Below are 15,255 nucleotides of genomic sequence, written 5' to 3' on the forward strand. Positions count from 1 at the left end.
TTATCTTTGCAACATGGAAGAGACATTAAAACGTATTAATAAATACTTAAGTGAAGTTGGTTATTGCTCACGTCGTGAAGCAGACAAACTTATAGATGCTGGACGCGTTACTATAAACGGTGAAGTTCCTGAAATGGGAACTAAAATCGCTAAAACCGATATTGTTTGCGTAGATGGAAAAGAAGTAATTAATACAAAAAATGCTTTCACGTATTTAGCATTCAATAAGCCTGTTGGTATTGTATGCACAACAGATACACGCGTTGAAAAAGACAATATTATAGACTATATTGGGTATCACAAGCGCATTTTCCCAATCGGTAGACTTGACAAACCAAGTGAAGGACTCATACTTCTTACTGATGATGGTGATATTGTAAATAAAATTTTGCGCGCCAGCAATAATCACGAAAAAGAATATATAGTAAGTGTAGACAAACCTATATCTCAAACCTTTATTGAGCGAATGTCAAACGGCATTCCTATTCTAGATACGGTTACAAAAAAATGTCGTGTTACAAAATTAAGCACTTATGAGTTTAAAATTGTTCTAACCCAAGGACTAAACCGCCAAATACGCAGAATGTGTGAGTATTTAAATTACGAAGTACAAACGCTAAAACGTGTTCGTATAATGAATATAAACCTTGATGTACCTATAGGCAAATACCGAGAGCTTACAAAAACCGAAATGGAAGAATTAAATAACCTTCTAGAGGACTCTACCAAAAACTACGTACCAAAATCTAAACACTCAAAAAAGTAAAGAATACCCTACATTAGGTATTTTATTGAGTTTCGTTATTATTTAAGTTTGGTGTATTAAATAACTAATCTTAAATAGTCATGAAAAACTTATTCCTTTTTATCTTACTGGCAAGCTACTCTGTAGTTTCTATGTCTCAAGAAATCGAAAAAACTTTTGTACCATATTATCAAACTGAAGATGGCATACAAGAGTTTGAACGAGTAAGCTCAAAAATTGAAGCTAAAGCCATTGGGTTTGGTTACGGTGGCGTTAACCAATACCTAACTGTTTTTAATAGTAAAAACTCTCCTACAAGATTTAAATCTGGAAGTCTTCCTAAATTCTTAATGAAGTTAGACCCAGGAATTGATCCGTTAGATTTAGTAATTATATCTAAAGCTGATGTTGTTAAAAAAAGAAAAACATACCGAAGATTTGTGCAACAAGGTCACAATATGGGTGGCGCTAAAGACTTGAGTGAACATTTAACTATTCCAGAATTAAAACCTGTTGAAGGACAAGAAAACCTTTACGAAATGGTTTTTAAAAAGCCACTAGTTCCTGGTGAATATGCTTTTCAACCTATTTACAAAGGACAACAAGCTGCTAATATTTTAGCAACAAACAATAATGTAAGGATATACTGTTTTGGTATAGACTAATAAATAACAAAAAAGCCCTTAACTTTCATTAAGGGCTTTTTTTATATACATTAATATTTTATTACATATGACGTTCTCTTGCCAACAATGTGTTTTTAAGCAACATTGCTATAGTCATTGGCCCAACGCCGCCAGGAACAGGTGTAATAAAACTTGCTTTTTTACTAACATTTTCAAAATCAACATCACCTGTAATTCTATAACCTTTTTCGGTACTATCATCAGGAACTCTAGTAATACCTACATCAATAATAACTGCATCATCTTTTACCATTTCTGCTTTTAAGAAATTAGGCACACCAAGTGCCGATATAATAATATCTGCTTGAGAGGTTATTTGAGTTATGTTTTTTGTATGACTGTGAGTTAATGTTACGGTTGAGTTACCTGGAAAACCTTTACGCCCCATTAAAATACTCATTGGCCTACCAACTATATGACTACGACCTATTACCACAGTATGCTTTCCTTTTGTATCAACTCCATATCTATCTAAAAGCTCTAGAATACCAAATGGGGTTGCGGGAATAAAAGTACTCATATCTAAAGCCATTCTACCAAAATTCATAGGATGAAAACCATCAACATCTTTATCTGGGTTTACAGCTAGTAATACCTTTTGAGTATCTATTTGTTTAGGTAATGGCAACTGAATAATAAACCCATCTATTTCAGGATTTTCATTTAATTCTTCTATTTTGTCTAACAATTCAATTTCACTTGTGGTATTTGACATTCTAACCATTGTAGACTCAAACCCAACACGCTCACAAGCTCTAACTTTACTCGCGACATAAGTTAAACTAGCGCCATCATTACCAACAATAACTGCTGCTAAATGCGGTACTTTTTCGCCTTTGTCTTTCATTTTTTTCACTTCTTCAGCAATCTCATCTTTAATGTCATTACTGATTTTTTTTCCGTCTAAAATTGTCATGTTGTTGTTAGTTATGTTGAATTATTATTTGAAATAAAAAAACATGAGTTACCTCATGTTTTTCATAGCTTGCATCATACGTTTTCCGCCGCCGCCTTGCATCATTTTCATCATCTTACTCATTTGATCAAATTGCTTAAGCAGTTGATTCACTTCCTGAACAGAAGTTCCTGAACCTTTACCTATACGTTTTTTTCTACTGGCGTTTATAATTGCCGGGTTAGCACGCTCTTTGGGAGTCATAGAGTGAATAATAGCTTCAATACCTTTAAAAGCGTCATCATCTATATCAATACCTTTCATCATTTTTCCTGCTCCAGGAATCATTCCGATAAGGTCTTTCATGTTACCCATTTTCTTGATTTGTTGAATTTGCTTTAAGAAATCATCAAATCCAAATTGGTTTTTTGCAATTTTCTTTTGAAGTTTTCTTGCTTCCTCTTCATCATACTGCTCTTGAGCTCTTTCTACAAGTGACACAACGTCTCCCATTCCTAGAATACGATCTGCCATACGAGAAGGATAGAACACATCAATCGCTTCCATTTTCTCACCTGTACCAATAAATTTAATTGGTTTATTTACTACAGACTTAATTGAAATTGCTGCTCCACCACGAGTATCACCATCTAACTTGGTAAGAATTACACCATCAAAATTTAAAACATCATTAAAGGCTTTTGCTGTGTTAACAGCATCTTGACCTGTCATAGAATCTACGACAAATAATGTTTCTTGTGGCTGAATGGCTTTGTGAATGTTTGATATTTCGGTCATCATCGCTTCATCTACAGCTAAACGACCAGCAGTATCTATAATAACCACATTGTGTCCATTAGCTTTTGCATGAGCAATACCAGCTTGTGCGATAGCTACAGGATCTTGGTTACCTTTATCACTATATACCTCAACATTTATTTGTTCACCTACTACATGCAACTGATCTACTGCTGCAGGACGATACACGTCACAGGCTACTAATAAAGGTTTTTTTGTTTTTTTGTTTTTTAAATAATTGGCAAGTTTTCCAGAGAAAGTTGTTTTACCTGAACCCTGTAAACCTGACATTAATATAACGCTTGGTGTTCCTGAAAGGTTAATACCTTCGGCATCTCCACCCATAAGCTCGGTTAATTCGTCTTTAACGATTTTAACCATTAACTGTCCTGGTTGTAACGTTGTTAATACGTCTTGACCTAATGCTTTTTCCTTTACTCTATTTGTAAATTCTTTAGCAATTTTAAAATTAACATCGGCATCTAAAAGTGCTCTTCGTACTTCTTTAAGGGTTTCAGCAACGTTAACTTCAGTTATACTACCATGACCTTTTAATACGTGTAGCGCTTTATCTAACTTATCACTTAAATTATTAAACATAAGATTCTTTGAATTTTAAGAAATGCAAATTTAATGATTTGTCACCTATTTATAAAGTTTCATGTAATAAAATACATATTAAAAAAGAGCTACCTTAAAAATGGTAGCTCTTTTTATCAATTAAACTAGAAATCGGCTATTATAAGCAGGTATTGCAGTCGGCTTCTAATTGGTATAAATCACCAACTTCATTTGCACTTAATGTGCGCTTATAAACTCTTAAGTCATCAAGATGTCCTGTAAAACCTTGACCTAAAATGTAATTATATAACGGATCTGAATCTACATCAAAATTGTAGTTTTCTTCGGTATTACGTAATTGACCATCTCTATAAAGACGAATTGTATTATTTGAATCTCTTGTAACTACTAGATGATGCCAATCTGTATTCTCCCACTGAACATCAACTTCTTGATTCCAATCATTATCCCATAATCCATAACCATTTGTAGTATCACTCACCAACGGCGTGTTACCATCATAAACGGCTAGTTGAAAACCTTCTGAATTTACTTCGCCTTTTTGAAATAATATTTCTAGGTTACCTAAATTATCATTTTGCATTTTAAACCAAAGACTTACAGAAAAGTTATCACCTTGTACTATTTGGTTAGAAACTGATACAGGTATTGATACTGATTGACTACCATTAAAAGCTGTGGCACAAGACGCATTTCCAGCTCTATCTTCTACATAAACTCCTGTGCCTTGAATTATATCAGTAGTGTCGCTCATTAAATTTACCGTTTCATTTGAAAAAGGCATATATATTACTAAATCGTTTGTTAAAAAACCTGGATTATCACATGTTTGACATATGCGCTCCATAACCATTGTTATGTCATTTCCACTTATCATTTGAAGTCGTCCTGGCTCACATTCTTGAATTAACCAATAATCATTTACCGCTTGAATGTTAGGTCCAGCTACATTATACAACTGTAAAACAGTTTCGTTTGCAACAACAGATGTAGACCAATTTGCATTGATAGTTAAACCTGCTCCTGTTATAACAACATCTGTATTTGATGTGAATTCAAAATCATAAGATATTAAATGATCATCGTTATTAAATCTTACTACGTTCCAAACACATTCCTGTAGATACATATTAATATCAGACTCTGAACAATTTGACACACATTCTTGAACTTGCAACTGAACGTCATAAATCTGGAAGTCTCCACCTAAACTATCAACACGTAAGTAAACTGTTGTAGAAACAGACTGGTAAGCCTCTGGAGTTGTTATAGGGTTTGTTTGATTTTCGGCTTCTGTAACACTAACATAAAATGATGCGGTAAACTCAACATCACAATCAACCAAATCAACAGTTCCTGCGTTTAAGTTAAATACGGCATCTTGAACAGGTGTTGTTGTATCTAATTCACAAGCTTCAATTACATAGTTTTCAAAACAATTAAAAGGGCTTGGCTGCATACTACAGTCTTGCTCTAAAACCATTTCAACGACACTTGAATTAGACGCTTGAGATAGCACTAAACGGTCATTTTCACAAGCTTGCACAATCCAATTTCCTTCTAAAGCATTAAAATCGCTTAACTCACTTATTTCGACTATGATATGTCCATCTACTTCTGAAACGTCCCAATTACCACTTACTGTTAATGCTCCTGTACCATAAATAATTTGCAAATTATTATTTTCATCAAAATAGAAATCAAATCCCAAATAATCACCATTAGCTGTGTACTCTGCAATAGTCCAATGACACTCCTTTAAAGAAACATGTATCTCTTCTTCTTCACATTCAATATAATTACAATCTTCATCTGCTGCATTAATAGCTTCCTCTAGTTCTTGATTATTCAATACTTCAACCGTATTTCCGTTTGCATAAACTAAACTTATAGGAAAATTTATACTAGCTAAAACCGCTCCTTGATTTCCTGTTTCTAAACCTTCTAAAAACACATACATCTCAAGGTCACTTTCTATTTCAACCGTATCTATAATTTGAAAGTTTGTATTGTAAATAGAGAATACAATTGGGTAAACAAAATCTACACACTCAATTATATTTGGTTCTTCAACACAGGCATTAACAAAAGTCTCTAAAGCTTCAGCGTCTTCAATAACAACTTCTGTATGATTACTTAACGTGATTGTTATTGGAAAAAGAAATTCTAAAACATCTTCATCATTATTAAACGCATCAAAAATTTCTTGAATTAAGTCTAAATCATCTAGGGTTTCTATAGTAATTGTTGTGTCATTTGCAGTAACAGTTACTGGTAAATTAACACCTATACAACTTGAGTTATCTAAAATGTTATCTCTTGACCCATCATAAGTTACGGTAGAGCGCATTAAACTTGCTAATGACGAGTTTGAATCTACAACTTCATCTGTTGAAGGATTATTAATACGAACTTCTTCATCTTGACAAGACACCATAAATAGTGCAAAAAATGCCATAATGAATGCGTATTTAAAAAGTGGTTTCATAGTTGGTAATTTTAATTAAACATGATTTATTAATGAAACAGCTAAAAGATAAAAACTCCTACCTTGGTATTCATTTTTTTTTACATTTACATTCCTAAAAAGCTAAAATGCCAAAAAATTTAGACAATAATATTTGTAATGAGACTTTGTTTTCTAAAGCCTTTAAAACGCATGCAAAGAACTTACATGACTTTTTGTTTTATAAATATGGCTCACAATTAAATCCGCAAGACAAAGTACAGGAAGCTTTTATTAAACTATGGCAAAACTGTGCAAAAGTACCGCCTCAAAAAGCTAAAAGTTTTTTGTTTACAGTTGCAAACAACTTAATGCTTAATGAAGTTGCTCATCAAAAAATTGTTTGGAAACACCAACAGGAAAAACCCAAAACACACACCAATGAATCTCCTGAATTTTTATTACAGGAAAAAGAATATTTAAACAAGTTAGAAACTGCTATATCAAACTTAACCGAAGCTCAACGTGTTGCTTTTTTATTAAATAGAGTTGAAGGAAAAACATTTAAAGAAATTGCCTCTATTTTAGATATATCAACAAAAGCTGTTGAAAAACGTATTTATGGAGCTCTCAAAAAATTACGAGAAGAGATTGATGAATTATAATTTTTTAAAAAAAATTAAAAACAAGGTAGGAAATATTAAACCTTAACTGTTATATACATGTTAGATAGATTATGGAAAAAGACGAATTATTAAAAAAATGGCTCAATCACGAGCTTTCTCCAGAAGAACTTCAGGCTTTTAAACAGCGTGAAGACTACACGAGTCTTGTACGTTTATCTGACTCTTTAAAACAGTTTAAAGCTCCTGAATTTAATACAAATCAAGCTTTAGAAACAGCTCTAAAAAACAGAAATACTCACAAACAAAAAAACCAATGGATAAAGCCTTTATTACGTATAGCTGCATTACTTGCCATTTGTTTTTGCACATATTTTTATACAACAACATTAGATAAAACTTACAATACTTACCTTGCTGAAAAACAAGAAATACTATTACCAGACAATTCTGAAACCACACTAAACGCCTATTCTTCTGTAAAGTACAACAAGCATTCTTGGAGTGACAACAGAGATATTTTTCTAGAAGGAGAAGCCTTTTTTAAAGTTACTAAAGGCTCACAATTTGACGTTATCACAAGCGCTGGAACCGTAACCGTACTTGGAACTCAATTTAATGTTAAAGCACGTGAAAACTATTTTGAAGTTACTTGCTACGAAGGTTCTGTTAGTGTGACTCATAAATTGAAACAAACAAAATTACAAGCGGGTGATCGCTTTTTAATACTTGATGGGAATTACATTGCTACTGAAAAAGAAACTGCTCAAATTCCTGAATGGCTTAATAACGAAAGTGCTTTTAAAAGCATGCCTTTAAAAAACGTTATTCGAGAATTTGAGCGTCAATATCAAGTAAAAATAATAACCAATGAGATAGATGTAAATGCTCTTTTTACAGGTAATTTTACTCATACCGATTTAGAAATTGCCTTAAAATCTATCACGCAACCAATGCATTTATCTTATAGTAAAACCAATGATACAATTACGCTAAAACGTGAGTAAAGCAAAGGCGTTTTTTCTTTTTACGTATCTATTTTTGTTGCATAGTTTTTGCGGATTTTCTCAAAACACTCAACAAGAACAGAAACCGCTTGTTTCTATTTTAAAAACTCTAGAGTCTCGCTACAACATAAGTTTTTCTTATGCTGACAATACTATAAAAAACATATTCTCTTTAGTACCTAATCAAGAACTACCTCTTGAAGAATCATTAGCGGTTTTAGAAAAAAACACTTCATTAAATTTTGACATTTTAAACGATAGATTCATTGTAATTAAAAACACATTACAACAACCAGACAATGAATCGCTACAACAGCTTGACGAAGTTTTTATCACAAATTATTTAACCTCTGGATTATCCATTGCAAAACAAGGTGATGTTATAATAAACCCTGAAAAATTCGGAATACTTCCCGGTTTAATTGAACCTGACGTACTACAAACCATACAAGCGCTTCCTGGAGTTTTAAGTGTAGATGAAACCGTATCTAACATAAACATAAGAGGCGGCACTCACGATCAAAATCTAATACTTTGGGAAGGAATAAAGATGTATCAATCCGGACATTTCTTTGGGTTAATCTCTGCCTTCAATCCTTATTTAACTGAAAATATTCAAGTTTCTAAAAATGGTAGTAGCGCTAAATATGGTGACGGAATTTCAAGCGTTATAGATATGCAACTATCTGATAGTGTCAAAAACGAAACCAACTATGGTTTTGGAGTTAATTTAATAAACGCTGACGGTTTTGTAAAAACACCTATTTCAAAAAAATCTGAAATTCAAATATCTGCTAGACGTTCTCTTACAGACATTGCTAGCACACCAACTTATAATCAATATTTTAAACGTGTTTTTCAGGACTCCGATTTATCTAATAGCAATAGTATTGCTAGTGACGAAACATTTTACTTTTATGATATTTCAGCCAAATTTTTATACGACATATCTAGTAAAGACAAGATTAGAGTTTATGGGTTAACTACAGAGAATTCTCTAAACTACAAAGAACACGCTATAATAAACGAAACAACATCAGCCTCTAACAGCTTTTTAAAACAGGCAAATATTGCAGGAGGCATTCATTATAGCAGAGCCTGGAACAACAAAATCACAACATCTGTTCAAGGCTACATTTCACACTATAACCTAAACGCCAATAATGTTGATTTAATTAACGAACAGCAACTGAAACAAGAGAACGAAGTATTTGAAAACACCATAAAACTGCATACAGATTACCGTATCTCAAAAAGTCTAAAACTAGAATCTGGCTATCAATTTTTTGAAGTAGGTATTAGCAATTTAGAAGACGTGAATAACCCAACATTTAGTAGTTATATAAAAGAAGTTATTAGAACGCATTCAGGATATATTGAAGGGCAATTTTCATCAAAAAACGAGCAAACACTTTTAAAAATTGGCGCACGCGCTAACTACATTCCAAAATTTAACACGTTACTTATTGAACCAAGAATACGTTTTAATCAAACATTTTTAAAGAATTTTAAAGTAGAACTTTTAGGGGAATTAAAAAGTCAAACAACCTCTCAAATCATTGATTTACAAAAGGATTTTCTAGGTATAGAAAAGCGCCGTTGGGTTTTATCTAACAATAGCACCATTCCTATCATAAAAAGTAAGCAAGCTTCGCTTGGTATTCATTTTAATAAAAATGAGCTTTTAATAAGCACCGAAGCATTTATAAAACAGGTTGACGGCATTACTACCCGAAGTCAAGGGTTTCAAAATCAGTTTCAATTTATAAACGCCATAGGCAACTACAAAACCTACGGTATTGACTTTTTAATAAACAAGCACTTCAACAATTTAAGCACTTGGTTAAGTTATAGCTATAGCAAAAACAATTATACTTTTAAAACTCTTAATAACAAGAAGAGTTTCCCTAATAATGTCGACATCAGACATCAGTTAACTTTTGCTGGATCTTACAGCATAAATAATTTAAAACTGGCTTTAGGAGTAAACTGGCATTCTGGAAAACCTTATACATCGCCTAATGAATCTCACAATACTCAAGAACCGATAATTCAATATCAATCACCCAATGGTAATAATCTAAATGATTATTTACGCACCGATATTTCTGCAACTTACACTTGCACTATTTTTAAAAACAAGAAAGCAATTTTAGGCGCATCCGTTTGGAACTTGTTAGATAAAAAAAATATCATAAACACATATTACACAAGTAATACCTCTGGCGGTTTAAATAAACTAGAGAACACTTCTTTAGGTATAACACCAAATGTAAGTTTAAGAATACATTTTTAAAAAAGCATCGTTAAAAGCATATGACAATCAGATTTTTATCGATTTTTTTTGCATCTAACAAATTAAAATTACTATTTTTCACTCAGCTATAATTAGATCTTATGAAAAAAACACTATTTCCAATTGTTTTATTACTATTAACCATATCCTGCTCTAAAGACGACGAAGGCGGTATAATAACAATTCCAACTTGTAATACACCTGAAAATATTCAAGTTAGTGATATCTCCTCTGACAGTGCAATTATTTCATGGGAAGCCACAAACACATCTGCTAGTTACACAATAGAATATGGTGTTTCTGGTTTTTCTCAAGGCAATGGTACAAGCATAACAAACTCAAACACTACAATAACACTTGAAAACCTAGCATCTAACACAAGCTACGATGTTTATATACAAGCTGTTTGTAGCCCAACTAACGTTAGTGTTTTTTCTGATGTTACAAGCTTCACAACAATCGCTCCTTTGGTTGCTACAGATTTTTTACCAAATCTATCTGATTTCAATTTATTTGCTGGAGATTTAGAAAACCTAACACCTAGTGTTCATGCTTTTGAATACGAACTAAACACACCGTTATTTACAGATTACGCGCATAAACAGCGCCTTATTGTTTTACCTCCAAGCACTTCAATGACCTACGTAAATGATGGTTTACCTGATTTTCCTGATAACACTTTAATATCAAAAACATTTTACTACAACAATGATGAGCGAGACGCATCATTAGGAAAAAAGATTATTGAAACTCGAATTTTAATAAAGAAAAATGGCTCTTGGGAGTTTGGTAATTACATTTGGAATGACAGTCAAACCGAAGCTACTTTAGACAGCTCTGGAGATGGAGGCACCAGCACTTTCAGTTATATTGACAATTCTGGCAGCACTCAAAATTTAGATTACAAAATTCCTACTAGCACACAGTGCTTACAATGCCATAACAGTAATGATGTTGCTACTCCAATTGGTCCAAAATTGCGAACTATGAATATGAGTAATCAACTTCAAAATATGATAGATCAAAACCTATTAACTAATCTATCAAACCCTTCAACTGTTTCTGTATTACCTAACTGGGAAGACACCAGCTACTCTTTAGAGGAACGCGCGAGAGCCTATTTTGATGTGAATTGCGCACATTGTCATTCACCTGGCGGCGACTGCTACCCAGAATCTAATCTAGACTTTAGATACGAAACAAGCCTTAGAGATAGCAATATTACAGAGCATGGCCCATCTATAAAAACAAGAACACAATCGTTAATTCAAGATTACTCAATGCCATTGATAGGAACAACAATTTTACATCCTGAAGGCTACACATTAATAGAGGATTATGTTGACACCCTATAATTCTTAAAAACTCCATATTACAAAGGCTTTAGTAGAACTAAAGCCTTTTTTTTATTACTCATCATTTATAACTAAGATGTTGTTAAAAAGCATTTTACAATTAAACCTTTAGTAACACATAAAGTCCTAATAACAAATAATCCTAAATAAACAGATATGAAAAAATTAGTAATTATCGCTTTAGCTTTTGTAAGTGTACAAGCTATGGCTCAAGACAGAAAACACAGAAACGGAGATAGACAAGATAAGATGGCACAATATACTCCTGAACAAATTGCTGAACTACAAACTAAACAAATGACTTTAGAATTAGATTTAAGTGATGCTCAACAAAAAGATGTTCAGAAAATAAATTTAGAAAACGCCCAACTACGCAAACAAGCCATGGATAAAAGACGCGAAATGAAAGAAAATAATGCAGAAAGACCGTCTAAAGAAGCTATGCTAAAGTATAAAAACGATAAGCTTGATCAGCAAATAGCTACAAAACGAAAAATGAAAGATATTCTAAACGAAGAACAATATAGCAAATGGGAAAAAAGTTTAGAAAAACGAAGCATGTATAAAAGAAAAGGTCAAAGAAAAATGGCCAGAAAAGAATTGAATTAGTTTAGTTTTTGTTAATTAAAAAGGGCTTTTGAAGTTATTTCAAAAGCCCTTTTGTTTTTTTAAAGATTTACAGCAACTTTTTCTACTGCTTTTATTGTTTCATCCAAGTCTTCATAAGTCAAAGCATCAGAAATAAACCATGTTTCAAAGGCACTAGGTGCTATATAAACACCTTGCTCTAACATGCCATGAAAAAACTTTTTAAAAGTATCATTATTGCCTTTTGTAGCTGAATCAAAATCCTGAACACTATTTTCTGAAAAATGCACAGAAATCATTGAGCCTACTCTATTTATCGTATGTACAATATGGTGCTTTACCAAAACATCCTCTATTCCCTTATGCAAATAAGCCGTTTTCTCTTCTAGCCTTTTATAAATAGCTTCATCAGTACTTAACTCTAAAAGCATTGCCAATCCAGCAGCCATTGCCAGAGGATTTCCACTTAAAGTACCTGCTTGGTAAACAGCTCCTAAAGGTGCTAGGTGATTCATTATTTCGTTACGAGAAGCAAAAGCTCCTACCGGCAATCCGCCACCAACAACTTTACCAAAACAAACAATATCTGCTTTAATATTAAATAACTCTTGGGCACCTCCTTTTGCTAGCCTAAAACCAGTCATTACTTCATCAAAAACCAAAAGTGCATTATGTTCATCACATAGTGCTCTTAACCCTTCTAAAAAGCCTTCTTTAGGAGGAATACACCCCATATTTCCTGCTACTGGCTCTAAAATCACACAGGCAATCTCATTTTTGTTTGCTTCAAAAAGTGCTTTTACATTTTCCAAATCATTGTATACTGCTAAAAGTGTATCTTTTGCAGTACCTGATGTTACTCCAGGACTATTTGGACTACCAAATGTAACAGCTCCACTACCCGCTTGAATTAAAAATGCATCACTATGCCCATGATAACATCCAGAAAATTTAATTATTTTATCTTTTGAAGTATATCCTCTAGCTAATCTCACAGCACTCATACAAGCTTCTGTACCAGAATTAACAAACCTTATCTTATCTATGTTAGGAACCATAGAAACAGCTAATTCAGCTATTTTAGTCTCTATTTCTGTAGGCATTCCAAAGGAGGTTCCAAGCTTTGTTTTTTCAATAACCGCATTTACCACAGGCTCAAATGCATGGCCAAGAATCATTGGACCCCAAGAATTTATATAGTCTATATATCTACGGTTATCTTCATCATAAACATAGGCTCCTTTTGCACTTTTAGCAAAAATAGGAGTTCCTCCTACTGCTTTAAAAGCACGAACTGGAGAGTTTACACCACCTGGAATGACCTTTTCTGCCTCTGCAAATAAAGCACTACTTCTTTTATACAGCATGTATTATTTTGTTTTTACAATTAGCACCTGACCGATGCTTAAATTATTATTTGTTAAACCATTAAGCCTTTTTAAGACATCAACAGTTGTATTGTACCTTTTTGAAATGGAGTATAATGTATCTCCTTTTACTACTTGATGTGATATATTGTTTGAAACAGTTACTTGTGGAGTGTTTCCTGAAGCAATATCATCATATTTGTATAATTGATAACGTTCTATAAGACTTATCAACTTGTCTGGATATTTCTTATCGGTTGCATAACCTGCTGCTCTCAACTCTCTTGCCCAGCCTTTGTAGTCGCTAATCCTTAAATCGAATAATTTATAATAACGTTTTCTTTCTTTTAAAAACAATGAGTGATCTCTGAATGAATATTTTGGGTCTTTATACTTTCTAAAGCATTCCTGTGATTTATCATCATCGTGATAAATTCTTGCTCCTGTCCATTCATGACATTTTATTCCAAAATGATTATTAGCCTCTACTGACAATCTCCCTTTTCCTGAACCAGATTCTAAAATCCCTTGAGCCAAAGTAATACTTGCTGGAATTTTATAGAGCTGCATTTCTTCTTGAGCTATAGCAGCATAATTTGCTATATACTGTTCCGTACTATTGGCGTAAGTTTTTACAGGTACTGTTGGTGTTGTTGGTTCAGATGGTGTTTCTGGCACATGTGTTTTAGGAGGTACTGTTCTAGTAACACGCTCTGTTCTTGGCTTGCTTGTTTTTTTTGTGGTAACACGCTTACGGGAACCGCAACTCATTATAGTAAAAATAAACAAACATGTAATCAATAATCTATATATCATTTTATAATTGTATTAATGGCATTCCTTTACGTTTAAGCCTAGCATTCATACCTTCTATTCCTTGCAATCCACCTGTATGAATTGCCAAAATTTTCGAGTCTTTTGGGAAATATTCTTTTTTAATTAAATCAAAAATACCAAACATCATTTTTCCTGTATAAACAGGATCTAGCTGTATATTATTTTCAACTTTAAATTGATTAATAAAACTTATTAATTCGGTATTTATTTTAGCATACCCACCAAAATGATAATCCGAAATTAGCTCCCAATTTGATTTATTTGCAAATTTACTAATATCTTTTCGTAAAAAATCACCTTTTAAAGCAGGAAAACCAATTATTTTTTGATGAGATAAACTAGAATTAATCAACCCTGAAATGGTTCCTCCTGTTCCTACAGGACAACAAATAAAGTCAAAACTATTATCATTATCGGTTAGAATCTCCTCACAACCCTTAACAGCTAAATTGTTTGTTCCTCCTTCTGGAATTAAATAAAAATCACCAAACTTTTCCTTTAGTTTTCTTACAAATGACTCGGTATTTTTTTCTCTGTAAACACTCCTAGAAACAAATTCAAATTGCATGCCTTGACTTTTTGCAAATAGCAATGTGGCATTTGAAGCATACGAATCTTTAAGTTCTTCTCCTCTAACAACTCCTATCGTTTTTAAACCAAACAAACTACCTATAGCTGAAACTGCAGCAATATGGTTAGAAAAAGCTCCTCCAAATGTTAAAAGAATCTCTTTTTTTTCTTTTTGCGCTTGTTGTATGTTGTATTTTAATTTTCGGTATTTGTTACCTGAAACATATTCATGAATAACATCTTCTCGTTTCAAAGACAACGAAACATTTTTTAAACTTGACGATATCACATCTTCGTTTAAAACATTATTTAGACTAAATACTGATGCCATTCTTTATAATTATAGAAGCACAAAAATACAATTAAAAAAACTCATCAATAACACACAGAATAGCAGACGTTTAATCAAATCATTATTTTTCATCTAACACACTGTATCACTACAAAACAGACTTATTCA

The 15,255-nt window shown here is 32.7% G+C and carries 13 protein-coding genes; 7 read left to right on the forward strand and 6 right to left on the reverse strand.

Annotation, left to right across the window (positions count from 1 at the left end; translation table 11 throughout):
• Positions 1 to 13: 13 nt before the first annotated feature.
• Both rluF and ACN5J3_RS11180 read left to right on the forward strand, forming a co-directional pair.
• On the forward strand, positions 14 to 766 hold the full coding sequence (gene rluF / locus ACN5J3_RS11175) for a 23S rRNA pseudouridine(2604) synthase RluF (protein WP_417289837.1): 753 nt from the start codon (positions 14 to 16) through the stop codon (positions 764 to 766).
• An 80-nt stretch (positions 767 to 846) separates the two neighbouring features.
• A complete protein-coding gene (locus ACN5J3_RS11180) occupies positions 847 to 1,410 on the forward strand; it encodes a hypothetical protein (protein ID WP_418511800.1) in 564 nt (187 codons plus the stop codon).
• 61 nt (positions 1,411 to 1,471) lie between these two features.
• Here the strand turns inward: ACN5J3_RS11180 and ACN5J3_RS11185 are convergent, their stop codons facing one another.
• The 3 genes from ACN5J3_RS11185 to ACN5J3_RS11195 form a co-directional block, all read right to left on the reverse strand.
• Positions 1,472 to 2,347: a bifunctional 5,10-methylenetetrahydrofolate dehydrogenase/5,10-methenyltetrahydrofolate cyclohydrolase gene (locus ACN5J3_RS11185; protein ID WP_344728438.1), complete on the reverse strand. Its 876-nt coding sequence runs from the start codon at positions 2,345 to 2,347 to the stop codon at positions 1,472 to 1,474.
• A gap of 48 nt (positions 2,348 to 2,395) precedes the next feature.
• Positions 2,396 to 3,724, reverse strand: a complete 1,329-nt coding sequence (ffh, locus tag ACN5J3_RS11190) for a signal recognition particle protein (protein WP_344728436.1) — start codon at positions 3,722 to 3,724, stop codon at positions 2,396 to 2,398.
• A gap of 139 nt (positions 3,725 to 3,863) precedes the next feature.
• Positions 3,864 to 6,194, reverse strand: a complete 2,331-nt coding sequence (locus ACN5J3_RS11195; RefSeq protein ID WP_418511801.1) for a LamG domain-containing protein — start codon at positions 6,192 to 6,194, stop codon at positions 3,864 to 3,866.
• Positions 6,195 to 6,301: 107 nt separating this feature from the next.
• Between ACN5J3_RS11195 and ACN5J3_RS11200 the strand changes: the two genes are divergently transcribed.
• The 5 genes from ACN5J3_RS11200 to ACN5J3_RS11220 all read left to right on the forward strand — a co-directional run bounded on the left by ACN5J3_RS11200 (position 6,302) and on the right by ACN5J3_RS11220 (position 12,042).
• A complete protein-coding gene (locus tag ACN5J3_RS11200) occupies positions 6,302 to 6,817 on the forward strand; it encodes an RNA polymerase sigma factor (protein WP_418509297.1) in 516 nt (171 codons plus the stop codon).
• 71 nt (positions 6,818 to 6,888) lie between these two features.
• On the forward strand, positions 6,889 to 7,782 hold the full coding sequence (locus tag ACN5J3_RS11205) for a FecR domain-containing protein (protein ID WP_418511802.1): 894 nt from the start codon (positions 6,889 to 6,891) through the stop codon (positions 7,780 to 7,782).
• The gene (locus tag ACN5J3_RS11210) at positions 7,775 to 10,078 is read left to right on the forward strand and encodes a TonB-dependent receptor plug domain-containing protein (RefSeq protein WP_418511803.1); all 2,304 of its coding nucleotides are present in this window, start codon (positions 7,775 to 7,777) and stop codon (positions 10,076 to 10,078) included. The genes ACN5J3_RS11205 and ACN5J3_RS11210 overlap by 8 nt, the downstream gene beginning before the upstream one ends.
• Positions 10,079 to 10,179: 101 nt before the next feature.
• Positions 10,180 to 11,433, forward strand: coding sequence for a fibronectin type III domain-containing protein (locus tag ACN5J3_RS11215; protein WP_418511804.1), 1,254 nt, complete (start codon positions 10,180 to 10,182; stop codon positions 11,431 to 11,433).
• 156 nt (positions 11,434 to 11,589) lie between these two features.
• Positions 11,590 to 12,042 (forward strand): hypothetical protein, encoded by a 453-nt coding sequence (locus ACN5J3_RS11220; RefSeq protein WP_418511805.1) that lies wholly within the window; start codon positions 11,590 to 11,592, stop codon positions 12,040 to 12,042.
• A gap of 59 nt (positions 12,043 to 12,101) precedes the next feature.
• Here ACN5J3_RS11220 and hemL read toward each other — a convergent pair whose 3' ends face one another.
• Genes hemL through ACN5J3_RS11235 form a run of 3 tightly spaced genes read right to left on the reverse strand, consistent with a single transcriptional unit; the run spans position 12,102 to position 15,126 of the window.
• Positions 12,102 to 13,388 (reverse strand): glutamate-1-semialdehyde 2,1-aminomutase, encoded by a 1,287-nt coding sequence (gene hemL / locus ACN5J3_RS11225; RefSeq protein WP_418509292.1) that lies wholly within the window; start codon positions 13,386 to 13,388, stop codon positions 12,102 to 12,104.
• Positions 13,389 to 13,391: 3 nt separating this feature from the next.
• Entirely contained in the window at positions 13,392 to 14,159 is a 768-nt protein-coding gene (locus tag ACN5J3_RS11230) for a glucosaminidase domain-containing protein (protein ID WP_418509291.1), read from the reverse strand.
• 46 nt (positions 14,160 to 14,205) lie between these two features.
• Positions 14,206 to 15,126, reverse strand: a complete 921-nt coding sequence (locus ACN5J3_RS11235) for a 1-aminocyclopropane-1-carboxylate deaminase/D-cysteine desulfhydrase (RefSeq protein ID WP_418511806.1) — start codon at positions 15,124 to 15,126, stop codon at positions 14,206 to 14,208.
• Positions 15,127 to 15,255: the final 129 nt, after the last annotated feature.

The sequence above is a fragment of the Corallibacter sp. genome (assembly GCF_048381695.1).
In the GTDB taxonomy this organism is placed as follows: Bacteria; Bacteroidota; Bacteroidia; order Flavobacteriales; family Flavobacteriaceae; genus Corallibacter; species Corallibacter vietnamensis.

Bases quoted from the DNA above. Each gene is read 5' to 3' on its own strand.
- hemL (WP_418509292.1), bottom strand. From the start codon at position 13,388: ATGCTGTATAAAAGAAGTAGTGCTTTATTTGCAGAGGCAGAAAAGGTC.
- ffh (WP_344728436.1), bottom strand. From the start codon at position 3,724: ATGTTTAATAATTTAAGTGATAAGTTAGATAAAGCGCTACACGTATTA.
- ACN5J3_RS11215 (WP_418511804.1), top strand. From the start codon at position 10,180: ATGAAAAAAACACTATTTCCAATTGTTTTATTACTATTAACCATATCC.
- ACN5J3_RS11205 (WP_418511802.1), top strand. From the start codon at position 6,889: ATGGAAAAAGACGAATTATTAAAAAAATGGCTCAATCACGAGCTTTCT.
- ACN5J3_RS11235 (WP_418511806.1), bottom strand. From the start codon at position 15,126: ATGGCATCAGTATTTAGTCTAAATAATGTTTTAAACGAAGATGTGATA.
- ACN5J3_RS11185 (WP_344728438.1), bottom strand. From the start codon at position 2,347: ATGACAATTTTAGACGGAAAAAAAATCAGTAATGACATTAAAGATGAG.
- rluF (WP_417289837.1), top strand. From the start codon at position 14: ATGGAAGAGACATTAAAACGTATTAATAAATACTTAAGTGAAGTTGGT.
- ACN5J3_RS11195 (WP_418511801.1), bottom strand. From the start codon at position 6,194: ATGAAACCACTTTTTAAATACGCATTCATTATGGCATTTTTTGCACTA.
- ACN5J3_RS11220 (WP_418511805.1), top strand. From the start codon at position 11,590: ATGAAAAAATTAGTAATTATCGCTTTAGCTTTTGTAAGTGTACAAGCT.
- ACN5J3_RS11180 (WP_418511800.1), top strand. From the start codon at position 847: ATGAAAAACTTATTCCTTTTTATCTTACTGGCAAGCTACTCTGTAGTT.
- ACN5J3_RS11200 (WP_418509297.1), top strand. From the start codon at position 6,302: ATGCCAAAAAATTTAGACAATAATATTTGTAATGAGACTTTGTTTTCT.
- ACN5J3_RS11230 (WP_418509291.1), bottom strand. From the start codon at position 14,159: ATGAGTTGCGGTTCCCGTAAGCGTGTTACCACAAAAAAAACAAGCAAG.